At 70.5% G+C, this 23,779-nt stretch carries 21 protein-coding genes; 8 read left to right on the top strand and 13 right to left on the bottom strand.

What is annotated here, in order from left to right:
• Positions 1 to 272 precede the first annotated feature (272 nt).
• From DA075_RS05475 to rocF, 7 genes are all read right to left on the bottom strand, one after another.
• Positions 273 to 2,417 carry a peptidase domain-containing ABC transporter gene (locus DA075_RS05475; RefSeq protein ID WP_099952358.1) on the bottom strand — a complete coding sequence of 715 codons (2,145 nt, stop codon included), beginning with the start codon at positions 2,415 to 2,417 and terminating at the stop codon, positions 273 to 275.
• A gap of 4 nt (positions 2,418 to 2,421) precedes the next feature.
• Positions 2,422 to 3,699: an HlyD family secretion protein gene (locus tag DA075_RS05470; RefSeq protein WP_099952357.1), complete on the bottom strand. Its 1,278-nt coding sequence runs from the start codon at positions 3,697 to 3,699 to the stop codon at positions 2,422 to 2,424.
• A 21-nt stretch (positions 3,700 to 3,720) separates the two neighbouring features.
• Positions 3,721 to 4,665: an LpxL/LpxP family acyltransferase gene (locus DA075_RS05465; protein ID WP_099952356.1), complete on the bottom strand. Its 945-nt coding sequence runs from the start codon at positions 4,663 to 4,665 to the stop codon at positions 3,721 to 3,723.
• A 51-nt stretch (positions 4,666 to 4,716) separates the two neighbouring features.
• Positions 4,717 to 4,857, bottom strand: coding sequence for a hypothetical protein (locus tag DA075_RS36420; protein WP_164712163.1), 141 nt, complete (start codon positions 4,855 to 4,857; stop codon positions 4,717 to 4,719).
• A gap of 68 nt (positions 4,858 to 4,925) precedes the next feature.
• Positions 4,926 to 5,066 carry a hypothetical protein gene (locus tag DA075_RS36415; RefSeq protein ID WP_164712213.1) on the bottom strand — a complete coding sequence of 47 codons (141 nt, stop codon included), beginning with the start codon at positions 5,064 to 5,066 and terminating at the stop codon, positions 4,926 to 4,928.
• Between the two features lie 489 nt (positions 5,067 to 5,555).
• A complete protein-coding gene (locus DA075_RS05460) occupies positions 5,556 to 6,608 on the bottom strand; it encodes an ornithine cyclodeaminase (protein WP_099952355.1) in 1,053 nt (350 codons plus the stop codon).
• Positions 6,609 to 7,547 carry an arginase gene (gene rocF, locus DA075_RS05455; protein WP_269153896.1) on the bottom strand — a complete coding sequence of 313 codons (939 nt, stop codon included), beginning with the start codon at positions 7,545 to 7,547 and terminating at the stop codon, positions 6,609 to 6,611. It abuts the gene before it with no gap.
• Positions 7,548 to 7,681: 134 nt separating this feature from the next.
• Here rocF and DA075_RS05450 point away from each other — a divergent pair, with 134 nt between their 5' ends.
• Complete coding sequence (locus tag DA075_RS05450) at positions 7,682 to 8,119, top strand: Lrp/AsnC family transcriptional regulator (RefSeq protein WP_099952354.1); 438 nt, start codon at positions 7,682 to 7,684, stop codon at positions 8,117 to 8,119.
• A gap of 224 nt (positions 8,120 to 8,343) precedes the next feature.
• Here the strand turns inward: DA075_RS05450 and DA075_RS05445 are convergent, their stop codons facing one another.
• The 3 genes from DA075_RS05445 to ndk all read right to left on the bottom strand — a co-directional run bounded on the left by DA075_RS05445 (position 8,344) and on the right by ndk (position 11,436).
• The gene (locus DA075_RS05445; RefSeq protein ID WP_099956422.1) at positions 8,344 to 8,700 is read right to left on the bottom strand and encodes a hypothetical protein; all 357 of its coding nucleotides are present in this window, start codon (positions 8,698 to 8,700) and stop codon (positions 8,344 to 8,346) included.
• Positions 8,701 to 8,841: 141 nt separating this feature from the next.
• The gene (locus DA075_RS05440; RefSeq protein ID WP_099952353.1) at positions 8,842 to 10,932 is read right to left on the bottom strand and encodes a molybdopterin-containing oxidoreductase family protein; all 2,091 of its coding nucleotides are present in this window, start codon (positions 10,930 to 10,932) and stop codon (positions 8,842 to 8,844) included.
• Positions 10,933 to 11,013: 81 nt separating this feature from the next.
• Positions 11,014 to 11,436: a nucleoside-diphosphate kinase gene (ndk, locus tag DA075_RS05435; RefSeq protein ID WP_099902765.1), complete on the bottom strand. Its 423-nt coding sequence runs from the start codon at positions 11,434 to 11,436 to the stop codon at positions 11,014 to 11,016.
• A gap of 349 nt (positions 11,437 to 11,785) precedes the next feature.
• Between ndk and DA075_RS05430 the strand changes: the two genes are divergently transcribed.
• Positions 11,786 to 12,310, top strand: coding sequence for a DUF2147 domain-containing protein (locus tag DA075_RS05430; RefSeq protein WP_099952352.1), 525 nt, complete (start codon positions 11,786 to 11,788; stop codon positions 12,308 to 12,310).
• 43 nt (positions 12,311 to 12,353) lie between these two features.
• Here DA075_RS05430 and DA075_RS05425 read toward each other — a convergent pair whose 3' ends face one another.
• Positions 12,354 to 13,031, bottom strand: coding sequence for a glutathione S-transferase family protein (locus DA075_RS05425; RefSeq protein WP_099952351.1), 678 nt, complete (start codon positions 13,029 to 13,031; stop codon positions 12,354 to 12,356).
• A 280-nt stretch (positions 13,032 to 13,311) separates the two neighbouring features.
• On the opposite strand from DA075_RS05425, the gene DA075_RS05420 reads away from it, so the two are divergent.
• On the top strand, positions 13,312 to 13,572 hold the full coding sequence (locus tag DA075_RS05420) for a hypothetical protein (RefSeq protein WP_099952350.1): 261 nt from the start codon (positions 13,312 to 13,314) through the stop codon (positions 13,570 to 13,572).
• A 314-nt stretch (positions 13,573 to 13,886) separates the two neighbouring features.
• Here the strand turns inward: DA075_RS05420 and DA075_RS05415 are convergent, their stop codons facing one another.
• Positions 13,887 to 15,533: a porin gene (locus DA075_RS05415; RefSeq protein ID WP_099952349.1), complete on the bottom strand. Its 1,647-nt coding sequence runs from the start codon at positions 15,531 to 15,533 to the stop codon at positions 13,887 to 13,889.
• 961 nt (positions 15,534 to 16,494) lie between these two features.
• Between DA075_RS05415 and DA075_RS05410 the strand changes: the two genes are divergently transcribed.
• From DA075_RS05410 to DA075_RS05380, 5 genes are all read left to right on the top strand, one after another.
• Positions 16,495 to 16,704, top strand: coding sequence for a hypothetical protein (locus DA075_RS05410; protein WP_099952348.1), 210 nt, complete (start codon positions 16,495 to 16,497; stop codon positions 16,702 to 16,704).
• A gap of 81 nt (positions 16,705 to 16,785) precedes the next feature.
• Entirely contained in the window at positions 16,786 to 17,361 is a 576-nt protein-coding gene (locus DA075_RS36410) for a hypothetical protein (protein ID WP_164712212.1), read from the top strand.
• A 42-nt stretch (positions 17,362 to 17,403) separates the two neighbouring features.
• Positions 17,404 to 17,676, top strand: a complete 273-nt coding sequence (locus DA075_RS05390; protein WP_099952345.1) for a hypothetical protein — start codon at positions 17,404 to 17,406, stop codon at positions 17,674 to 17,676.
• Positions 17,677 to 17,745: 69 nt separating this feature from the next.
• A complete protein-coding gene (locus DA075_RS05385; RefSeq protein ID WP_099952344.1) occupies positions 17,746 to 20,208 on the top strand; it encodes a sensor histidine kinase in 2,463 nt (820 codons plus the stop codon).
• Positions 20,209 to 20,293: 85 nt separating this feature from the next.
• Positions 20,294 to 22,009, top strand: coding sequence for an ABC transporter substrate-binding protein (locus DA075_RS05380; protein WP_099952343.1), 1,716 nt, complete (start codon positions 20,294 to 20,296; stop codon positions 22,007 to 22,009).
• On the opposite strand, the gene DA075_RS05375 is transcribed toward DA075_RS05380, so the two are convergent.
• Positions 21,982 to 23,415: a protein adenylyltransferase SelO gene (locus tag DA075_RS05375; protein ID WP_099952342.1), complete on the bottom strand. Its 1,434-nt coding sequence runs from the start codon at positions 23,413 to 23,415 to the stop codon at positions 21,982 to 21,984. The two genes, DA075_RS05380 and DA075_RS05375, sit on opposite strands and share 28 nt — an antisense overlap.
• Between the last annotated feature and the right edge of the window lie 364 nt (positions 23,416 to 23,779).

Here is a 23,779-nt window from a genome sequence, read left to right as displayed (position 1 = left end):
CGAAGGAGGGCTCCAGTGCGCGCAGAGATTTCTGGGGACCTCCTTCGAGGCTGCTGCACGCAGCAGCACGTCACGATGAGGTCGTGGGCGGGATGGAAAATGTGCTCGCGAGAGCAGTTATCCCGACCAAAGGGTCTAACGCAGATACATCTTGTCTCTTTTTCCGCATTTGACATGCGTCGTATCATGTCGTGCTCCGCTGCGCCGCTTCGGATAGCGTGGCACGTTATTACTCCCGGAAGAATTTTACTCGGCCGGCCGGCGTCCACCCCTCACGCCGCCTCCGGCACCGGCGCCCCCGGCTTGCGCGGATCCTCGCTGAGGCGTCCATTCTCGATGCGGAAGACGCGGTCGACCTGGTCGAGCAGGCGTTCGCTGTGGGTGATGAAGACCTTGGCGGCCTTCACGCCCTTCAGGCTCTCGACGAGCGCCGTCTCGGTCGCGGGGTCGAGGTTGGCCGTCACCTCGTCGAGGAGCATCAGCCGCGGCCGGCGGCAGAGGGCGCGGGCCAGCAGCAGGCGGCGGCGCTGGCCGGTGGAGAGCACGCTGCCCTCCTCCGAGACATGGGTGGCGTAGCCCTGCGGCAGCCGCTCGATCTCCTCGCGCAAGGACACCCGGACCAGGGCCGCCTCCATCTCGGCATGGGACACGGCGGGATCGAACAGCGACAGGTTGTCGGCCACCGTGCCGGCGAAGAGTCCGTCATCGGCGAAGACGACCCCGAGATTGGCCCGGTACTCGCGCTTGCCGAACTGGCTCAGGGGCGCGCCGTCGACCGTGACGGAGCCGGCGGCGGGCTCGGTGAGGCTCGCCAGGATCCGCATCAGCGAGGACTTGCCGGACCCCGAGGCGCCCACGATCGCGATCGTCTCGCAGCGGCCGACATCGATCGTGAGGGAGGCCCCCGTCAGGATCGGCTCCTCGCCGCGGCCGAACCGAATGCTGACGTCCTCGATCCGGACCTCCTTGCGGATCGCGCGGTGGACGGTCGCCTCGTGCAGGCCCTCCTCCGGCGCCTGGCCGATCACGTCGTCGAGGCGGGCGACGTGGACCTTGAGGGCGGCGAGCTGGAGCAGGCTCGAGGTCAGGTGGTTGACGCGGTCGAAGAAGTCGGTGCGCAGCGCGATGAAGGCGTAGAGCGTGCCGATCGTCAGCGTGTTCTTGATGACGCCGGTGATGCCGAGATAGAGCGTCGCCACGGTGCTGACCGCGATGACGACGTGCATCAGGAACTCGGCGTCGAGCCCGGCCTTCTTCGCCCGGAAGTCGAGATTGGCGAAGCGCGCGAAGCTCTCGAACCAGGTCATGGCGAAGAGCTCGGTGCTGTTATGGGCCTTCAGGCTGCCGATGCGCTGCAACCCGTCGATCAGGCTCGCCTGCTCCTGCGAGCGCGCCTCGAGCGAGCCGGCGGTGGCCCGGTCCAGCGTCGGGAAGGTGACGAAGCGCATCGCCAACACGGCGGCGAGGGTCGCCAGCGTGATCGACGCCATGACGGGCGAGTAATAGTACATCAGCCCGACGAGCAGGAACGACGTGCCGATATCGGCGAACGACGTGACCAGGCCCCCGACCATGAAATTGCGGATCGTGTCGATCGACTGGATCCGGGTGACGAAGTCGCCCGGATGGCGCAACTCGAAGTAGCTCAGCGGCAGCCGCAGCGCGTGGCCGACGACGTTGCGGGTGAACTGGAGCTGGAGCAGCGTCGAGGCGCGCAAGGCGATATAGCCGCGCAGCCACTGCCCGAAGGCCTCGAACAGCATCATCAGGACCAGGCCGGCGGCCAGCATCTGCATCAGGTCGAGGTCGACCTGCGGGATCACCACGTCGAGGGCGATCTGGAGCAGCACCGGGGTGGTGAGGCCGAGCAGCGAGATCGCCACCGAGACCAGCGTGATCTGCCACACCGTGCCGCCGAGGCCCCGGGCGCTGCGCAGGATGTCGAGCAGCTTGAGCCGGTCGCCGACCTTGATCGCCCGGAAATCCATCCGGGGGGCGAATTCGAGCACGACGCCGCCGAACAGGCGCTCCATGTCGGCGCGCTCGTAGATCCGCAGGCCGAATTCGGGATCGTGGACGTGGTAGCGGCCGCGAGACATCCTCTCCAGCACCACGAAGTGGTTGCCGCGCCAGTGCAGGATCGCCGGCAACGCCACCTGCTCCAGCTCGGTCACCCCGTCGAGGGCGTAGCCGCTGGCGTCGAGGTCGAGGCTGTCGGCGAGCGCCACGATGCTGGCGAGCGTCATGCCGTTGCGCGACAGCGGGAACAACGCCCGCAGATAGGCGAGGTCGATGTCGTGGCGGTGGTAGTTCGCCACCATCGCGAGGGCGGCGAGCCCGCACTCGTTGGCCTCGTTCTGCAGGATCGAGCGCACCCGCCGCCGCTTGCTGAGCGCGCGCTTGAGCCAGTCGGTCATCGCATCATCCCCTGCCGCGCATCGCCCGGATCGGATCGAGCATCCAGTCGATCAGCCGCCGCCGCTCGACCACGATGTCGGCCGAGAGGGTCGAGCCGATGCGGATCGGCTCGTCGGTGCCGTAGGCGCGCATGGTGCGCGACTCGGGCCGCACCTCGACCCGGTAGACGGATTGGCGCGCCGCCGCGGCCGCCGCATCGCCCCCGCCCTCTTCCGCCGAGGCCAGCATCGGGTTGCGCAAGGGGGTGCCGGAGATCACCGTGATCGTGCCCTTGGCGATGCCGAAGGTCTTGAACGGGAAGGCGTCGTATTTCAGCACGACGTCCTGGCCGACCTTGGCGAGGCCGATCGCCCGGGCCGGCACTTCGAGCACGATCAGCGGATCGGCCCTTGTGTCGCCGAGGATCGCCACCACCTGGTCGGCGGTCACCGAATCGCCGGGCTGGACGTAGAGGCCGGCGACCTGGCCGTCGGTCGGCGCCACCACGTCGATGCGCGACTGGGCGCCGAGCGTGGTGATCTGCGCCTCGATGGTGCTCAATTCGTTGCGGATCGAGGCGAGCTGCGCCGCCTTCTCGGTATCGCCGGTGCGCTGGGCGCGCAGGCGCTCGGAGGTGCCCTGCCGCAGCTCGGCCCGGCGGGCGCGCAGTTCGGCGATCTGGCGGGCGTAGTCGAGGGCGGCACGGCGCTGGCCGTTGAGGGTCTCGCGGGTGGCGTAGCCCTGGCGCAGATAGGCCTCGACGCGGGCGACCATCTCCTCCTGCTGACGCAGACCCTCCTTCAGGGTGCGCTCCTGCTCGTCGAGGGCACGCAGGACCGCCGCGACGTTGCGCTCGGTCTCGTCGCGGTCGCCGCGGGTCGAATCGAGATAGGCGGAGAGGCGCGCCTGCTCGGCCGAGAGGCTGGTGCGCCGGTCCTGGAGGCTGCGGAGCGTGGCGCCGACGGTCGAGACGCCCCCCGTGGTCTGCTCGCGCAATTGCACCTGCATCAGGCGCTGGCCGCGGGTGACGGTGTCACCCTGTTTGACGGCGATCTCCCGGACGATGCCGGCGGCCTGGGCGTCGAGGCGGGTGAGCCCCGAGGCCGCCGAGACGTAGCCGCGCACCGATTCGGAGCGGGCGAGGCGGCCGAGAAACAAGCCGGCCACGATCACCACGATGATGGCGCCGAAGAACCACGCCATCCAGACGCTGCCGCGGTCGTGCTGGAGGTGGACGCTGCCGCTGAGCCGTCGGCGCTGGAAACTGGCCTCCGCGGAGGGAGGTGCCGCGGGTTCGCTCATCGACCATCCGCTCGCGAGGCCTTACGCCGCGAGGTCGTGCGGCGCCTCCCCGCCTGCCGGAGAGATGTCCTGCACCGTCGCAGAGGAGGGTAAATAATCGGCGAGCATCGGCCAGAGGTGCCATTGCTCCGGCCTGCCCGAGATGGCGGCCTGGATGTGCCGGCGCATGATCCCGGCCACATGCGCCCGCTCCTCGGGCGCGCTCGCCCGCACCTCGAAGGGCTGCCCGAGGCCGACCGTGTCGCCGCGGTCGTCCATGGTGGTGGCGATCGGCACCACGGTCGCGCCGGTGAGCCGCGCCAGGGTGTCGGTGCCGAAGGCGAAGCGGAAGGGCAGCCCGAACATCGGCATCTCGGCCGGCGCCCCGTAGGACGGGTCGAGGTCGCAGAACACCACGATCACCGCCCCCTTCTGGGCGAAGCGCACCGCGGACAGGAAATCGGCCCGCTGGCTGACGGTCAGGAAGCGGACATCGACATCGACCTCGCGCAGGCGCTCGATGACTTCCGTCTCCATCGCCATGTCGTCGCGCTGGCGCAGGACCAGCATCGGCCGGCCGGGGAAGTAGCGCAGCATCAGGGCGGCGAGGCCGAGCACGTAGGCGCCCATATGGAGGGGGGCCAGGATCACCGGCCGGCCGGTGGAGGCGACGCGCTCCATCACCGCCGGATCGGCGACCCGCACCCGGTCGATGTCGCGCCGGATGGCCGCGATCGGGCGCTTGTGCAGGGCGCACCACTCGATCTCGGAGGCGACGTCGTGGAGGACGGCCTCGCGCGAGAGGCGCAACGCCTCGCGGCGCGGCAGGCGAAGCACGCTCTCGAAGGTCGCGGCGAACCCGTCGCCGACCTCCTTCGCCAGGAGGCGGCGGCCCGTGACGAGGGCGCGCAGACCGCGCCGGCGCCAGGCCAGCGGCAGGCTGGCCAGGCGGGCAAAGGTCCAGGGGATGTGCGGGGCCGTGGTCATCGGAACTCCATCCTCCCGGTCGCGGCCCCGCGCGGATCCGACGTTAGCGGCTCAGCACTTCTTCGACTTGACGCTGCCGCAGGTCGGGGCCGGGGCGCAGGGCGCCGGCGGGCAGGCCGGGGCGCAGGGCGCGCAGGGGGTGCAGCAGCCGCCGGCGACGGAAGCCAGGGTGGCGAGGTCGAGCTTCTTCATGATGTCTCTCCTGTGTCTTAGGGGTTTTCAGCGGGGTTTTCAGTGTCGTTCGGCGGGTCGCGGTGCGATCAGCACTTCTTCGACTTGACGCTGCCGCAGGTCGGGGCCGGGGCGCAGGGCGCCGGCGGGCAGGCCGGGGCGCAGGGCGTGCAGGGGGTGCAGCAGCCGCCGGCGATGGTGCCGAGGGTCTTCAGGTCGAGGCTCTTCATCGGGGCTATCCTCAAGTCCGGGACCGGTCTCGCGTCCCGTCGACAGTCTTGAGATGCCAGATGTCCCGAAACGTGTCGAGACGTGCGGCCGAACACTTAACCTGTCGTTAACTAGTGCGCTTTCGGAAAGTGGATCGATGCCAAAGCCTTACGCAGCGATCATGAAAAATGCGTAGGTAGTTTCCCTGCGGCGGGCCTGTGCATGGCGGGCCGGCGAGAGCCCGAAGGCTGCGCCGTGAGGATCACCTGATTGCGGGACAATGCTCCCGGAGGGTGTCTGGACTCCGGGACGCCGCGCCCGGGAAAAATTCTGCTCTCCTGCACGCCCTCGGTCTTGCGGGATGGCACCGGTGATCGCCGCGACGGCGATTGTCGGGCCGCGCGACGGCACCTGGAGGCCGCCTCGCGGCTCACCAGGCCCGAAGTACAGGGCAAGTCGAGGGATGCGCGGCGGCAGGTCGCCTGCGGATCCGCGGCGCGTCGATTCCGTCAGGCGACGAGGCGCGGCGGGCCCGCCCGCATCAGCATGCCGAAGAGGTCGCGCGGATCGTCCGGATCGGCGAGCAGGTCGAGATCCTCGTAGTAGGGATGCTCGGCCAGGAGGTCGCGCACGGTGCGCAGGGCGGAAAAATCCTCGATCGCGAAGCCGACGGAGTCGAACACCGTGACCTGGCGCGCCTCCGTGCGGCCGGGCGCCGACCCGGCGAGGACCCGCCACAGCTCGGTCACCGGATGGTCCGGCGCCAGCTGCTGGATCTCGCCCTCGATGCGGGTCTGCGGCTCGTACTCGACGAAGAGGGCGGCGCGGCGCAGGACGTCCGGCGCCAGCTCGGTCTTGCCCGGGCAGTCGCCCCCGACCGCGTTGATGTGCATCCCCTCCCCGACCAGGTTGTCGCCGAGGATCACGGCGTTGCGCTTGTCCGCCGTCACGGTGGTGACGATGTCGGCGCCGCGCACGGCCTCCGCGGTGCTGGCGCAGGCGGTGAGGTCGAAGCCGAAGCGCGCGAGGTTGCGCAGGCACTTCGCCGTCGCCGCCGGGTCGATGTCGTGCAGGCGCAAGCGATCGACCCCGAGCAGCGCCCGGAAGGCCAGGGCCTGGAACTCGGCCTGCGCGCCGTTGCCGATCAGCGCCATGGTGCGCGATCCCGGCCGCGCGAGGGCTTTCGCGGCCAGCGCCGAGGTGGCGGCGGTGCGCAAGGCCGTGAGCAGGGTCATCTCGGTGATCAGCACCGGATAGCCGTTGCCGACATCCGCCAGCACCCCGAAGGCGGTGACGGTCTGGCGCCCGCCGGCCGCGTTCTTCGGGTGGCCGTTGACGTATTTGAAGCCGTAGGTGTGGCCGTCGCTCGTCGGCATCAGCTCGATCACCCCGTCGGGGCTGTGGGCGGCGATCCGGGGCGTCTTGTGGAAGGCGTCCCACCGCGAAAAATCCTCCGCGATGGCGGCGGCGAGACGGACCAGCATCGCCTCGATCCCGACCGCGTGGACGAGGCGCATCATGTTGTCGACGCTGACGAAGGGGACGACGTTGAGGGCCGGCATCTAGAAGCTCCGTGTCGGTCGGTCGAGGATGCGGCGGCCGAGCAGGCTGGCGGCGAGGTCGGTCATCAGGAGGGCGGTGCGGCCGCGCTCGTCGAGGAAGGGATTGAGCTCCACGAGGTCCAGGCTGCGCACCAGGCCGGAATCGTGCAGCAGCTCCATGATCAGGTGGGCCTCCCGGAAGGTGGCCCCGCCCGGCACCGTGGTGCCGACCCCCGGCGCGATGCCGGGATCGAGGAAATCGACGTCGAGGCTGACATGGAGCAGGCCGTCCGCCGCCGTCACCTCGCGCAGGAAGTCGCGCAAGGGGGCGACGACGCCGTTCTCGTCGATGTCGCGCATGTCGTGCACCCGGGCGCCGCCGCTGCCCAAGGCCGCGCGCTCCGCCGGATCGACGCTGCGCAGGCCGAACATGCAGATCCGGGCCGGGTCGAGCGCGGCGGTGAGCGGCGGGAAGTAGCCCTCGAAGCCCGGCCGCCCGGTGAGGTAGGCGAGCGGCACGCCGTGCAGGTTGCCGCTCGTCGTGGTGTCGAGGGTGTGGAGGTCGGCATGCGCATCGAGCCAGAGCAGGAACAGCGGCCGTCCCTCGGCCTCGGCCCGCCTTGCCATGCCCGCCACGGTGCCGGCCGAGAGGCTGTGGTCGCCGCCGAGGAAGATCGGGCGCGCCTCGGCGCTGTGCCGGAAGGCGGCCTCGGTCAGGGCGAGGGTCCAGCCCGCCGTCTCGGCGAGGTGGTGGATCGCCCGGTTCGGGTGCGGCGGGCCCGCGAAGGGCATGGGCGCGATCGCGCCCGCATCCTCGACCGGGAGGCCGAGGTCGCGGATCGCCTCGAGCAGGCCCGCCGCCCGGTAGGCGCTCGGCCCCATCTCGCAGCCGAGCCGGTTGGTGCCCGACTGCACCGGTGCCCCGATCAGGATGCAGCCTTCCGGAGTCCTGCCTTTCACCCGCCCGCTCCCGCCTCGATCATTGCTCGAGGCCCGACGGTAGCGCGCGCCTGCGTCACTCTGAACACAGGAAACTGATCGATTTCTCGAGCGGATCGCGCAGTCTGGCAGGCCGGATCGCGCACAATGCCGGAATGGATGCCCTCGACCAGAGCCTCATCACCCTGCTGCGGCATGATTGCCGGCGCCCGGTCTCGGAACTCGCCGCCCTCCTGAAGGTGTCGCGGGCGACCGTGCGGGCGCGGCTCGACCGGCTCGAGCGAGACGGCGAGATCATCGGCTACACGGTGGTCCTGCGGGCCGATGCCCAGCCGGCGGCGGTGCGGGCGATCACGCTGATCGCGGTGGAGGGGCGCAAGGCCGGCGACGTGATCGACGCGCTCAAGGGCTTCGCCGAGATCACCTCGGTCCACACCACGGTCGGCACCTGGGACATCGTGGTGGAAGTGTCCGCCGGCAGCCTGCCGGAGCTGGACGATCTGCTGCGGCGGGTGCGCCTGGTGCCGGGTGTGACCACCTCGGAGACGCACCTGCTGCTGTCGACGCCACGGTCTGCGCGGGCGAGGTTGTAGAAGAACGTCGGATGTTCGGGCGCGGATATCCGAACCTTGTTCGATCCCACCCGCAACCTCATCCTGAGGTGCCGGGCGATCATCGATCGCACAGCCTCGAAGGAGGGTTCCAGAAATCCCGACGACTCCCGGAGGTCTCCTTCGAGGCTCGTCGATGCGCGCACCTCAGGATGAGGCCGCGGATGGGAGCAGGGTGAGATTTAGGACCGCGCCGTCCCGCCGCCTCAGACCGGCCGCTGCAGCTTGCAGCTGTCGATGGCGCCCAGCGCCTTGGCGCGGGCCGAGTCGTTGAAGTAGCCGGTGGTCCGGTAGGCCGCGATCTCGGAGGCGTCGAGGGCGCGCAGGGTCGTGCGGGCGTAGCAGCCGCAGGGACGCTCGAAGCTGGTCTCGGCGGTGTTCTGCATCCGGGCCTGGACGACGGCGCAGGCGCGGCGCACCCGGGTCTCGAGCTCCGAGGTGGGCGCGGTGCGCAGCGACGGATCGGGCTGGTAGGCCTCGAGCTGCGACGAGGAGGCGCCGGCGAGAGCCGCGGTGGCGCCGAGCGCGAGGAAGCCGGCGGCGAGGAAGGTGCGGAGACGCATGGCAAAGAGGTCCATTGGGCTGCTTGTCGTCAAGCTCGACCGTTGGACGCCGAAACTCCCCGCCCGCACAAGGGCGGACGGGCCACACCAGGGATGAAAGACCGCGGCGGCCACTGCTGCGGCCTCGAGGGCCGACGACCGCTAGAGCGGCAGGGCCGCGATCGCCACATGGTTGTCGTGGAAGGCGGCGCCGCCGAACGGGGCCGGGGCATCGGCCCCCGTCAGGGTGTTGATGCCGCGCCCGTCCGGATAGGCGTCGTTGGGCCAGATCGATTCGGCGATCAGCACGCCGCGGCGCAGGCCCGGAAACAGCGTCGCCCGCAAGGTCACGCTGCCCCGCTCGTTGGACAGGCGCACCCAGGTCCCCTCCCCGATTCCGAGCGGCCCGGCATCCTCCGGGTGGATCATCACCGTCGGGTGGCGTTCCTTGGCCAGCGAGGTCGGGGTCTCGGTGAAGCTCGAATTGAGGAAGTTGCGGGCCGGGCTGGTGGCGAGGCGGAACGGGTGATCCGCTGTCGCAGCCATCAGCGGCGCCTCCCAATGGTCGGGGAGCGGCGGCATCGCCGGCCCGCGCGGCCCGTCCTTGGCGACCGGCACGCTCGCCCAGTCCGGCTTGAAGCGGAAGCGCCGGTCCGGATAGGCGAAGCCGTCGAGGAAATGGGCGCGCTCGAAGGCGGGCTGCACGTCGAGGAAGCCCTCCCCCTCCATCTCCGCCAGGCTGCCGCGGCGCGAGGCCTTGAGGGTGGCGTCGATCAGCGCGCGCGGGCTCATGGAAAAGCCCGGATGCTCGGCGCCCAGACGATCGGCCAGCGCCACGATCACCTCGTGGTTCGAGCGGCACAGGTGAGGCGGTTCGATGCGCTTGAGGCCGAGCTGGATGTGCTGCTGGCCGCCGCCGGTATAGAGGTCGTCGTGCTCCAGGAACATCGTGGCCGGCAGGACGAGATCGGCCATGCGGGCGGTCTCGGTCATGAACTGCTCGTGCACGCAGACGAACAGGTCCTCGCGGGCAAAGCCCCGCTTGACCAGCTCCTGCTCGGGCGCGACCGAGACCGGGTTGGTGTTCTGGATCAGCATCGCGGTCACCGGCGGGCCGTGGCGCAACGCCTCCGGGTCGCCGGTGAGCACGCGGCCGATCTGCGACTGGTCGAGCATGCGGGTGCCGGGGCGGACGACGTCGAGCCCCTCGATCAGGCGCTTGTTGAGGCCGAAGACGCCGCTGTTGGAGTGGAACGCGCCGCCGCCGCGGTGCTGCCAGGCGCCGGTGACTGCCGGGATGCAGAGCGCGGCGTGCATGTTGGCGGCGCCGTTGCGGCTGCGGGCGAAGCCGTAGCCGAGGCGGAAGAAGGTGTTCTTCGTTTGCCCGACGAGGTGGGCGAAGCGCTCGATCTCCTCGACGTTCAGGCCGGTGATCGCGGCGGCCCAGTCCGGGTCGCGGGTCTGGAGATGCGCCTCCAGCTCCTCCGGGCTATCGGTGTAGCGGGCCATGTAGTCGCGGTCGGCCAGGCCATCGCGAAACAGCACGTGCATCACCGCGCAGGCGAGCGCCCCGTCGGTGCCCGGTCGCAGCAGCAGGGCGAGGTCGGCCTGGCGCATCGTCGGGTTGTCGTAGATGTCGACGACGACCACCTTGGCGCCCCGGTTCTTCCGGGCGGCCTGGACGTGGGTCATCAGGTTGACCTGGGTGTGCACCGGGTTGGTGCCCCAGATCACCACGCAGTCGCTCTCGGCGATCTCGCGCGGGTCGACCCCGCCGAGGCGGCCGGTGCCGGCGATGTAGCCCGACCAGGCGAGCGTGGTGCAGATGGTCGAGTACTGGCCCGAATAGCCCTTGGCGTGGCGCAGGCGGTTGATGCCGTCGCGCATCACCAGCCCCATCGTGCCGGCATAATAATAGGGCCAGACCGCTTCCGGCCCGTGCGCGGCCTCCGCCTCGCGAAACGCGTGCGCCACGCGGTCGAGCGCCTCGTCCCAGCCGACCGGTGCGAATTGTCCGGAGCCCTTCGGCCCCGTGCGGATGAGGGGCTGCGTCAGCCGGTCGGGGTGGTGGATGCGCTCGGCGTAGCGGGCGACCTTGGCGCAGACGACGCCTGCCGTGTAGCTGTGGCGCGGGTTGCCGCGCACCCGGCCGACCGTGGCGCCGTCGATCACCTCGACCTCGAGCGCGCAGACCGACGGGCAGTCGTGCGGGCAGGTGGAGGTCGTCCGCTCGATCCGTGGCTGCGCCGTCACGCTTCGTCCCCCATCAAAAAACCCCCGCCGCGGCGCGGCGAGGGCTCTCAGCCTATCGGCGTTTCCCGGGCGGGGAAACCGTCAGCCGACGATGTCCTTCTCGTCGAAGAACTGCTTGATCTCGATGCCGGCGTTCTCGAGGCTGTCGGAGCCGTGGACGGTGTTCTCGCCGACCGACTTGGCGAACTTCTGGCGGATGGTGCCCTCGGCGGCCTGGGCCGGGTTGGTGGCGCCCATCACCTCACGGTACTTCGCGACGGCGTTCTCGCCCTCGAGCACCTGGACCACGACCGGGCCCGAGGTCATGAACTCGACGAGCTCGCCGTAGAACGGGCGCTCGGCATGGACCTCGTAGAACTTCTTGGCCTGGGCGTCGGACATGCGGATGCGGCGCTGGGCGACGATGCGCAGGCCCGCCTCCTCGATCACGGCGTTGACCGCGCCGGTCAGGTTCCGGGCGGTGGCGTCGGGCTTCAGGATGGAGAAGGTGCGCTCGGTGGCCATGGGAGGTCCGTTCGAAGAATAGCGGTGGCGTGGGCGGCGGGATGCCGCGCGGGACCGGACCGGTGAGGTCCGGCAGCACCGGGCGCGAACGCCCGCGCGCCGGGGCCATGAGGACGCCCGGCGCCGGGCTTATAGCGGCGGGCCGGGCGCCCCTCAAGCGCGGGCACGGCGCGCGCGACGATTGCGGCTTTGCCGCAACACGGCCGAAAAATCGCCCCAAAGACCCGGCTTATTGCGCGGCAACGTGACCTTTCGGTTACGCCGCCCCATGCCGGGCGGCGCCCGATGCCGCCGCCGCCCGGGCTCTTCGAGCCTCGATAAGCGGCGCGAACAGCCAGGAGCCTCCTGCATGCGTTCGATCCTGATCCCGGCCCTTGCCGCCTCCCTGCTCTCCGCCGGTGTCGCCGTGGCGGCCCCCGCCGGCGACCCGTCCGGGACGTGGCTCACCGAGGACGGCCGGGCCAAGATCAGGATCGAGAAATGCGGTCCGGGTGCGGCCCATGCCTGCGGCAAGGTGGTGTGGCTGAAGACGCCTCTCAACGACCAGGGCCAGCCGCGCACCGACATCAAGAATCCCGACCCGAAGAAGCGCAGCCGCCCGGTGATCGGCCTCACCCTGATGGAGGGGCTGAAGCCCGAGGACGGCGCCTACAAGGGCCAGATCTACAATGCCGAGGAAGGCAAGCTCTACGACGTCTCGGTGAGCCGCGAGAGTGCGAGCGAGCTCGCGATCTCAGGCTGCATGCTGAAGATCCTGTGCGGCTCGCAGACCTGGACCAAGGCGCCCGACGAGTTCGCGCAGGTCGCGCCGGCACCGGCCGGTGCCGCCCCCGCGAAGGCGAAGCCGACTGCGGTCAAGCCCGCCGCGAACTGAGCCTCAAGCCCCGCGGACGTCGTCAGGGCTCGCACCTGGATCTTCAGGGCTCGCGCCTGCCTGGTGGGGCCTCCTCCGGGTCCGGCTTCAGCCGGAAGCCGCGCTGGACCCCTGGGCGCGCCTTCATCCGGTCGATCCAGGCGGCGACGTTCGGGAAGGCGGCGATGTCCTGGCCCTGGCGCTCCCAGAGCTTGGCCCAGGGCAGGATCGCCATGTCGGCAATGGTATACTCGTCCCCAGCGACGCAGGCGTGGCGGCCGAGCTGTGCGTCGAGCGTGGCGTAGAGCTTCGTCGTCGCGGCGGTGAAGCGCTCGATCGCGTAGGGGATCTTTTCCGAGGCGTAGATGCGGAAATGGTGGGTCTGGCCGAGGGTCGGCCCGAAATTCGCGGCCTGCCAGAACAGCCAGATGTCGACCGTGATGCGGGCCCGCTCCTCGGCGGGGTAGAACAGCCCGGTCTTGCGGGCGAGGTATTGCAGGATCGCGTTCGACTCGAACACCGTGATCGGGGTGCCGCCGGGCCCGTCCGGGTCGACGATGACCGGGATCTTGCCGTGCGGCGACACCGCCAGGAAGTCGGGCGCGGTCTGCGCGCCCTTGCCGATGTTGATCGGCACCATGCGGTACGGCAGGGCGCATTCCTCGAGCATGATCGAGGCTTTCCAGCCGTTGGGCGTCGTCCAGTAATAGAGGTCGATCGGCGGCGTCGTCACGGCCGACATGCGGCTGGTCCTTCTCGCACGGCGGGGACGGGGTGCGTCCGTCGCGCATCGGGCTTCCCGAAGAGGTAAACAGGCCTGAGCCCACCCTGTACAGGGTGAAGGTTGTCTCAATCGACGATCTTGCGCCGGTCTTGCACCGGTGTCGCGGCCCCGGCCCTGCCCCGGGGAGCCAAGATAACGGGGCCCGCCTCTTGTCCTTGCGTCAGGCTGTGGCAGTCTCGGATCCGCGCCGGCCGACATTGCGGCGCTTCCGCCGCGGGCCCGCCCCGATGGACAGACCATGCCGTCTCTCCTTCTTCGCACCGTTCTGGCGGTTCTCCTGGTTGCCGCACCCGCCGCGGCTCCCGGCCAGAGCGCGCCGGATCCCGGCGCCGCGCCGGGCCGGGAGCCCAGTCTGCGCGGCCTTGCCGCGCGCGAGCGCCAGCGCACATGCGGCGCCGAGTGGCGCGCCCTCGCTCCGGCGGACAAGGCGGCGCAAGGACCACGCTGGCCGCAATATTACAGCAAGTGCATCCGCCGCCTGAAGGAGCAGCGGGCCTGAGACCGGGCGGGGCACGGATCCCGGGCCCCGACGCGCCGGCCGAGACCGGGTCAGGTCTTCGGTTCCGTCATGTTAGGTCTTGGTATCGGATCTCGGAGTTTCGCCGCGTCGATTGTTATTTCTTCATCTGATGCGGCAATCGAGATTGAATGACGCTGTCAACGATGGTAAGCCAAAGACATCCTGAGTTTCGAGACCCAGGGCACCTGCAAGGCGCACTCATCGAGTGCGCCTTTTTTCTTGCGCGATCGATGACGCAACAAAAAGGAGCCCCGGCTCGCGCCGGGGCTCCCCTGCTTCGGGTTTATGAGATCTTAGAAGTCGCGCTGCACGCGCATGCGGACATTGAACCCGTCGATCGCGGTCGTGGTCGGCAGGACCGCGCCGTTGAGGGTTGGCAGGCCGGCGGCGTTGACGCCGTTCGGGACGGCCGAGGTCTTGTTGGCGTCGATCACGCGGCCGTTGTTGATGGCCTGGCGGGTGTAGAGACCCTCGATGCCGATATCGAGGTCCTTCACCGGCGACCAGATCAGGCTCGCGCCGGCGACGATCTGGTTGGAGTCCCGCAGCACCGCGTTGAAGGCCGACTGGGCCAGGAACGGGTTGCCGAGGGGCTGGACGCCCGTGCTGGCGAGGCCGCTGACCAGCGCCAGATTGTTGCGGGCGGCCTGGCCGTGATAGATCTCGCCGTAGCTGCCCATGAAGGCCGAGCGCCACTCGGGCGACCAGTAGTGCAGGTACGAGGCGACGACAGTCCAGCTGGTCGCGAGGCTCATCTTGCCGGTGACCGGGTCGACGATCGCGTCCGAGTACCACTGGTTGAACGAGGCACCCGAGGCGATGTTGCCGTTCGAGGTCCAGCTGCCGTTATACGCCGAGATGCCGGTGTAGAGGTTGGCACCCTCACCGTACGAACCCTGTAGGTAGAGGGCGTCGCCAGCGGCGATGAAGGGCAGGTTGGCCTTGATGCCGGCCTGCACGGCCCAGCCGTACTCGTTGCTCACCCGCGGGGCCGCGGCGGCGCCGGTGGCGATCGCCGGGAAGCCGTTGAAGGGGGTGATGGTGCTGGCGTTGCCGACGGTCAGCTCGTGCACGGCGGCCGAGAGCTGGGCCGAGCCCCAGGCGGCGTCGTAGCGCAGGGCGCCGACGAAGTCGGGCATGCGCGAGCGCTGGACCACGTCGTAGTTGGCGACGCCGACCGGGACGCCCGCCGCGTTGTACGCGATGACCGGGGTGAAGTTGCCGCTGCCGGAGTTGAAGACCTGATACTGGCCGTTCACCAGGGCGGTGCCGGTGCCGAAGATCGGGGTCTTGCGGAAGATCGGGTCTTCGAGCGAGAGCGTCGCCGAGAAGCCCTGGCCGAAGGTGGCCGTGTAGGCGAGCAGGTTGGTGGAGGAGACGTCCGAGCCCAGCGTGGTGCCGATGATCTCGAAGTCGTGGGCGTAGAAGTCGTAGAACGAGGCCGCGCGACCGGCGGTGAGGCCGGCGAACTGGATGAAGGCCTTGTCGACGTTCACGTATTGCTGGGCGCGGTTGAACGTGTCGACGCCGAGCGCCGGGAAGGCGTTGGCGGCGCGGTTGGCGGTGCCCGAAGTGAGGTAGGCGCCGGTGCGGGAGGCGAGCTCGAAGCGCACGAAGGCGCGCAGGGTGCCGTAGGCGGTCTGCGTGCGGGCGTCGAGGTTCAGACGGCCGAGGCCGCGGTAGCCCGACAGGTCGCCGCCGCCGCCGTTGTTGCCGCGGGTGAAGTTCTGGGTGTAGCCGGCTTCGAAGCGGGCGCGGCCGGAGACGCGCAGGCAGGTATCGGTGCCGGGGATGAAGAAGAAGCCGGCGCCATAGGCCGAGCAGACACGAACGTACTCGACAGGCGCCGCCTTCTTGATCGGCAGATCGGCAGCCTGCGCCCCCGCGACAACGGTCAGGCCAGCGGCCGACCCAAGCAGAAGGCTCTTCACGAGCTTCATAGAGACCTCCAAGATTTCGGACCCGGAAGGGGTGAACGACTCTGTTCCGAAGACCTTTTCGGCCTCGAGACCATGTCCCTCTTATGCCCCCGAAGATTCGGCCGCCGCACAGGCCCTGCCGAACCGCACCTGACTTCATGTGGTGCGACGGAACAATCTTTCATGACGTCGAGTTGATCAATCGGATCCAAGATCTAACGGAATGCCAAGCCTCCCTTGGTCGGAGAATGTGGCAGAATCACCACATTGTGACCGTGGCTCATCTTAGATTTCGGTTATGAACTAACATAATAATCATGATCTTACATGTGCGAGATGCATATAACGCAGCGTCAATCTTACGCGCTAACAATAAATAAGATCAGAAATAAAAATGACGTTAGAGGATGTAAATCTATGTTAGAACAAGCAAAGAAAGGGCAAAAACCCACGCCTAGAGGTGCTGTTCGCATGATCCGTCTAATGACCGGTAGTTTCGGAGGCGGATTATGCCCGCAATAGTCGAGATCCCTGCTGTCGCCCGGGGGGAGCCCGGCTTCGGCCGCTTCGGCCCGATCCGGGCTCCGGCATGGCGGAGGGCTTCCCGCGTCGATCGGGCCTCCGCGAATCGGGGTCGGGCCGTGCCCAAGGCAGGGTCGGCGAGCGGGTGATGCCGGCAGGGGAGCGCCCTCTCGCATGCGGCCTTCGCGCCTCGGCAGCGTGCAGATCCGTGGGCAGTAGAGAGTGTCCGCGCGACCCGCTGGGCAGGGTCTGGGCATTGGGACCGACCTCGCCCCGACAACCGCCATCACCCATCGCGGGGGGGGCGGCGCGGCGGGACCGACTGCCCGGGGGGGCGAGGCACATGAATCCGCGGGCTTTTCGACCGGACCCGAGGGAGGCCGCTTGCCACCAGTTTTTAGTTGTTCTAATTAGAAGCTGACTGGGCCGGGCGACGGCTCACCGGACGGGAGAGATCACGATGGCGACCATCCAGGGCGCGGCCTGCAACAGCTGCCGCTACTTCGACGACCACCAGCTCAATGGCGCCGCCGCCACCGGCGACCAGGGCCTGTGCCGCTACAACCCGCCGGTCAGCCAGCCGGAGCCGCAGGGCCACGGCCTGTGGCCGGTCGTTGCCGGCCAGGACTGGTGCGGCCACTTCACCGCCGAGCAGAACCCAGCCGAGTAAGTCAGGTCGATCAATCTTGTCCAATTGATCCGGGCGCGATCTGCGGCGGAGCCAAGCTTTCTCTGATGGTCTTCATCCCCCTTGCCGACCGGCGAGGGGGATTTTTCTTGCCCGTCCAGTGCCGCCGAATGTTTCGTCCAATGCAGCCGACGAAACACGACGGGCTCCGACTGGCCCGATTTGGGACTCCGACGCAAAATCGCGGACATGCACCGCGCCTATACCGCCCCCCACAAGAGCCCGGCGATAACGGGCGGCGAGGAGGCGAAGATGGTTGCGGCGCGGGTGATCCTGATCAGTGCGATGTTGACGGCCGGCATTGTCGAGATGACGAAGACGACGGCCCTGCACCTGGCGTCGGAGGCGCCCAAGTCGGCCCCCATGCCGGCCCCCATGCCGGCGTCCAAGTCGGCCCCCATGCCGGCGTCCAAGTCGGCTCCCGTCGAGGCTCCTCCGGAGATGTCCGCGACGGTTCCGGCCTCGACGGCGCCCGCCGCGCGCGCCTGCACGGAGACGGCCTGGCCCTACCGGCCCGGAGCGTGCCTGCGGCCGGAGAATGCTCCGCAGGGGCCCGAGCCGCGCCGGCCGGTGCGGATGATCGAGGAGCAGCGTCCGGCGCCGCCCGTCCGGATGCCGGGCCGGGTCTCGTTCGGCTGACGCGCCGAACGCCGCCACGAGGCCGCCGATCGCGAGACCGTCATGCCGCATTTCAGCGCCGATCTCCTGGACGCAGTCCTGGACGGCGATCCCGCCGAGCTGGAGGCGTTGCGCGCCCTGCTCGGCGCGGGGCGGGGCGCCTGCACCGGCTGCCGGCCGGCTCCCCTGCTCCCCGCCCGTCCGGCGACCTCCGGCCCGGTCGGCATCGCCCCGCCGCGGCGGCAGGCCGCCGAGCCCCGGGCGACGAAACGCCGGCCGGGCCCCGCTTCCGGGCCGCGCGGCCGGACCGGCCTGCGGCCGCCGGTGCCCGGGTGAGGCCGACCCCCGGCCCTGGCAGACCTTGAGATTTGATGCATAGTCGGCCCCGCGGCGGAACGGGGCACGATGCGGGTCGGCCACAAGATCTTCCTGGTCGGCGGTCTGCCGATCGCCATCGCGGCGCTGATCGCGCTCGCCGGCTGGCTCCTGCTCGCCCAGGCCGGGAAGGCCCGCGACGGCGCGGTGCTGGCGGGGGCGATCTACCGCACCCTGACCCTGTCGACGACGGTGCGCGACGAGTTCGTGGCGGCGCGCCCGGCCGAGCGCACCGACCATGCCGAGCGCTTCGCCCGCCTGACCGCGGAATCGGCCGGCTCCCTCGACGACCTGCGCCGCTTCGCCCGCACCCCGGACCAGGCCGCCCGCATCGAGGCGGCGCGCGACGCGCTGAAGGATTCCATCGAGCAGATGCAGGCCCTGGTGCGGATCACCCGGGAGAATGACGGGCTGATCGCCGAGATGGCCGCCCGCGCCGACGCCCTGGTGAGCCTCGCCGACCAGGCCCGGGACCGTCAGCGCGCCGCCAATACCGACCTCGTCGTCTCCCTCACCGACAAGGCCGGGACCCTGCGGCAGGTCCGCGACGTGGTCGGGGCGGTCAACGAGCTGCGCGCCCTGGTGGCGCAGGCCGAGATCGAGGCCGCCAAGGAGGCCGCTACGGGGGCCGTGAAGGGCGCCGGGGGCGGGGCCGGCGGCGCGGCGTCCTCGATGGTTCAGGTGCGCAACGCCGCCCGCGACCTCGCGGCGGCGCTGAAAGGCGACCGGCGCGAGCGCGAGGCCGAGGAGCTGCTGATCCTGACCGCCGCCTACGAAGCCTGGCGCGGGACCGAGGAGCCGCGCCCCCTCGCCGCGGGCGGTGCGGTCGCGGACCATGCGCCGCTCCCCTCCCCGGTCAGCGTCCTCGACGAGTGGTGCGAGCGGGTCCTCAAGATCGACGGGTCGGCCCAGCGCGCCCTGCACGACGAGGTCACGCAGCTCCTCTCCTACGCCGTGCAGGCCAACGAGACCGAGCAGGCGACCCAGAACATCGCCCTCGAGACCCTCAAGCTCGGCCAGCGCACCGCCGAGGCGCTGCGCCGGCGCGACGTGCCGGCCGCGGCCGCGATGCTGGAGGACGGGCGGCGCCTGTCCGAGACCGCCGCCGCCCTGCCGATCTCGCCGCTGATCCAGGGCGAGATGATCGAGGCGATCGACGGCTGGCGCGAGCGCCTCGGCACCACGGTCGAGGGGCTGCGCCGGCAGAACGAGGGCATCGCGGCGATGGACGGCCTCGCCGCCGTGATCGGCGAGACCGCCCGCAGCCTCAACGAGGTCTTCATCGACGACGCCGACCGCCTCGGCACCTTCCTGCTGCGCCTGCTGCTCGTCGGCGCCGGCGCCGGCCTGGTGGTCGGCTCGACGGTGGGCCTCGCGGCGGCGCACTCGATCACCGGGCCCCTGCGCCAGCTCCAGCGCAGCATGCTGGCCCTTGCCGCCGATCCGTCCCGGCGCGTGCTGGGGGGCGGGGATGTGGGCGAGGCGGTCGGGCGCCGGCGCGACGAGCTCGGCGACATGGCGCGGGCCACCGCGATGTTCGTCGAGGAGATCGGCCGGCGCGAGCGGGCCCTGCGCCGGGCCAAGGAGGAGGCCGACCGGACGCTCGTCGAGCTGCGCCAGACCCAGTCCGACCTGATCCAGGCCGAGAAGCTCGCCTCGCTCGGCCAGCTCGTGGCCGGGGTCGCGCACGAGATCAACACGCCGCTCGGCATCGCGCTCACCACCGCGACCCTGGTGCGCGACGAGGCGCGGGATTTCGGCGAGGTGGCGAAGACCGGCCAGCTCTCGCGCTCGCGCCTCTCCCACTTCGTCGAGCGGATGCAGGAGGGCTCGCACCTGCTCACCGCCAACCTCGCCCGGGCGGCGGACCTGGTCCACAGCTTCAAGCAGGTCGCCGTCGACCGGGTGAGCGACGAGCACCGCCGCTTCGCCTTGCGCGAGTGGCTGGGAGAATTGCTGCGCAGCCTCGGGCCGCTCCTGCGCCGGGGCGGGCACCGGCTCGACCTGGAGGTCCAGGATCTGGACGCGCAGGATCTGGAAGCGCCTGACGGGTTCGGGGGCGGGGAGTTCGAGGTCGACACCCATCCGGGGGCGCTGGCCCAGGTCATCACCAACCTGGTCAAGAACGCGGTGGTGCACGCCTTCGCGGACGGAAAGCCGGGGCGCATCGTGGTCGCGGTCTCGCAGATCGCGGCCCCTCAGGGCGCGCTGCCCCAGGAGGGCGGCTGGGTGCGTCTCGAGGTGCGCGACGACGGCCGCGGCATCGCGACGACGGACCGGGAGCGCATCTTCGACCCGTTCTTCACCACCGCCCGCCACCGCGGCAGCTCGGGGCTCGGGATGCACATCGTCTACAACCTGGTCACCGGGCAGCTGCAGGGCCGCATCGCGGTCGAGAGCCGGGAGGGCAGCGGGACGGTGGTGCGGGTCGAGTTCCCGGCCCGGCTCGCGCCGGCGCGGGTGGGCGCGGAGAGCCGCGTGGCGGCACAATAGACAACGGCCGATGGGGGGACGATGTCCTTCCGGTATGGGCCGGCACCAAGAGCGACCAGGCGGCGACGGCGGAGACGAGGGGGCGATGCCGGGCAGGACTCAACGAGCCGGAACACGGGGCCGGGCCGCAGGCGGGCGGTTCCCCGTCCGTCGTCGCGCCGCGACCGTTCTGGGCGCCGCCCTCTGGCTCGCCGCGCTGCCGGCCGCCGCCAGGACCCTGGTCTTCTGCTCCGAGGGCAATCCCGAATCGCTCAACCCGCAGCTCGTCACCACGACGACGGGGATGGACGCGGCCTGGCCGGTCTTCGACACCCTGGTGGCGTTCGAGCCCGGCACCACCACGATCCGCCCGAGCCTCGCCGAATCCTGGACGGTCTCGCCGGACGGGCGCGACTACACCTTCTCCTTGCGGCCCGGCGTCGCGTTCCACCGCAACGCCCGGTTCAAGCCGACCCGGCCGCTCGCCGCCGAGGACGTGGTGTTCTCGATCACCCGGCAATGGCGGGCCGACCACCCGTTCCACGCCGTCTCCGGGGGGCAATACGCCTATTTTCGCGATCTCGGCCTGCCCGACCTGATCGAGGCCGTCGAGGCGCTCGATCCCCGCACGGTGCGCATCCGCCTGCGCGAGGCCGACGCCACCTTCCTGCCGAACATCGCCATGGCACTCGGGGCGATCCAGTCGGCGGAATACGCTGCCATGCTCCTGGCGGCCGGCGAGCAGGAGCGCTTCGACCGCGAGCCGATCGGCACCGGCCCGTTCAGCTTCGTGGCGTTCCAGCCCGACGTCGCGCTCCGCTACCGCGTCTTCCCGGAGCATTGGGGCGGGCGCCAGCCGGTCGACAGCCTGGTCTTCTCGATCACCCCCAACGCGGCGGTGCGGCTGGCCAAGGTCCGGGCCGGCGAGTGCCACCTGATGCCCTTCCCCAACCCGGCCGACCTCGACTCCATCCGGACCGACCCGGCGCTGACCCTGATGCGGGAGGAGGAGCTGAATATCGGCTACCTCGCCCTCAACGTGCTGAGACCGCCGTTCGACGACCTGCGGGTGCGCCGCGCCGTCGCGATGGCGATCGACAAGGCGGCGATCGTCGAGGGGATCTACGGCCCGGGCGGCACGGCGGCCCGCTCGCCCCTGCCGCCGAACCTCTGGGGCCACGACCCGACGCTCAGGGATCCGCCCCTCGACCGGGCGGCGGCGCAGCGGCTGCTGGCCGAGGCCGGGTTCCCGTCCGGCTTCGAGGCCGAGCTGTGGTACCCGCCGGTGAGCCGGGCCTACAATCCCAACGGCCGGCGCGTCGCCGACATGATCCAGGCCGACCTCGCCCGCATCGGCGTGCGGCTGCGGCTGCTCACCGACGAGTGGAGCGCCTACCGCGCCAAGATGCTGGCCGGCGTGCCGGCGATGGCGCTGTTCGGCTGGACCGCCGATAACGGCGATCCGGACAACTTCCTCGGCGTGCTGCTCGGCTGCATCCCGGCCCGGCCCGGCGGCAGCAACGTCGCCCGCTGGTGCGATCCCGCCTTCGACGCCCTGGTGACCCGGGCCCGGCGCCTGCCCGACCAGGAGGCCCGGGCCGCGCTCTACCGGCAGGCGCAAGGCATCTTCGCCCGCGAGGTGCCGTGGGTGCCGATCGCCCATTCGGCGGTGTTCGTCGTCGCGCGGCGCGAGGTGACGGGCTACCGCATGGACCCTCTCGGCCGGCACCTGTTCCGGGGCGTCGGCCTGAGCGGCGCCGATCCCCGCAGCCCCCCGGAGCCGCCTCCGCGGCCTCAGGGCGCGGCCGGCTCCGTGCCGTAGGCCTGCGCCATCTCGCCGATCGCCGCGAGCTTGGCGTGGTAGGCCGACCAGTCGTCGTCGGCCGCGATCGGCGCCCACAGGGCCTCGACCTCGTCGATCAGCATCGTGCAGGGCTCACGCCTGGCGAAGTACGGATGGTCGAGCCGCGCCGCCGGATCGGGCGAGACGGCGCCGAGCGCCTGACGCACCCGTGCAAAGCCCTCGCCGGCGTAATGCGCGGCGGCCGGGCTGCGGGCCGCCCGCGCCTCGCTCGCCAGCCCCCCGTACCAGTCGAAGAAGACCTGCTCGAACGGCGCCCGGCTCTGCTGCAGGAAGGCCCAGAACGCCCCGACGAGAGCGTGCATCGCCGTCTCGTCCGCCGGCACCGCGAGGCCCAGGCGGCGCAGGATCGCGTGCGCGAAGGCGTCCTGCAGGGCCGGGCCGTAGGCGTCCATCGCCGCACCCAGCCGCGCCTCGTCGGAGAGCGGCAGCAGGCACTCGGCGAGGCGCGCGAGGTTCCACCCCAGGGCCTCCGGCTGGCGCCCGAAGGCGTAGAGGCCGTACTCGTCGAAATAGGCGGCGGTGAAGGCCGGGTCGTTGACGGGAGCGAAGCGCCACGGGCCGTAATCGAAGCTCTCGCCGGTCACGTTGATGTTGTCGGTATTGAGCACGCCGTGGACGAACCCTGCCGCCATCCATTGCGCGCCCATGCGGGCGACCCGGAGGCAGACTTCGGCGAGGAAGGCCGCGGCCCGGTCCGCCGGATCGTCGCGCCACGCCTCCGGCCGGTAGGTGCGCACCGTATGGTCGAGGAGCCGGAGCAGGTTGCCGGTGTCGTCGAAGGCGCGGAAGCGCTGGAAGGTGCCGATGCGGATGTGCGAGTGGCTGAGCCGCACCAGCACCGAGGAGCGGGTCGGCGACGGCTCGTCGCCGCGGATCAGCGCCTCCCCGGTCTCGATCAGGCTGAACGACTTCGAGGTCTCGACGCCGAGGGCCTCGAGCATCGTCGTGGCCAGCACCTCGCGCACCCCGCCCTTGAGGGTCAGGCGGCCGTCGGCCGTGCGCGACCACGGCGTCTGGCCGCTGCCCTTCGTGCCGAGATCGAGCAGGCGCCCGTCGGCGAGATCGTGCACTTGCGCGAACAGGAAGCCGCGGCCGTCGCCGAGTTCCGGGTTGTAGCTCCGGAACTGGTGGCCGTGGTAGCGCAGGGCCAGCGGTTCGGGAAAGCTGCCGGGGAGCGGTTCGAACCGGCCGAAATGCGCGATCCACGCCTCGTCGCCGAGGCCGCTCAAGCCCACTCGCTCGGCCCAGGGCTGGTTGCGGTGGCGCAGGATGTGGGCCGGGAAGCGGGCGGGCGCGACGACGTCGTAGAAGTCGGGGCCGAGATCGGCGTGGCGGCGCGACGGGCGAAGAGGGTGGGCCGGCATCGGGACCTCGGCGAGGGGGCAACGGGGGCAGGCAGGCAACGCGTCGCGGTCCCGGCAGGGTCCGGCGCGGTTCCGCCCCATGGCATCGGGCCCCGATCGATGGCATGCGGGCCCGCGCCCGCGCCCGCGGGGCCGTGCTCATACGCCACAGTGATGCGCGATGGACACGGGGAAAAGATACCGAATCGGGCTGTCAATCCGCGCCGCGACGTGAGAAAGTAACCCCCGTCATCGCCACGCGTAGCAGATCCGCCTTGCGGTACGGTCTGAGTTGCGTCAGGAGTGTGGCGGTCATCTTGGTCACCGCAGCCGGGAATGGAACGATCCCGAGGCGTCGGCTGTCAGGCACAGAGCGCACCGGGGT

This window comes from Methylobacterium currus (assembly GCF_003058325.1).
Lineage (GTDB): Bacteria > Pseudomonadota > Alphaproteobacteria > Rhizobiales > Beijerinckiaceae > Methylobacterium > Methylobacterium currus.
The sequence above is the reverse complement of the archived record's forward strand: the minus strand, read 5'-3'. Positions and strand labels throughout refer to the sequence as shown.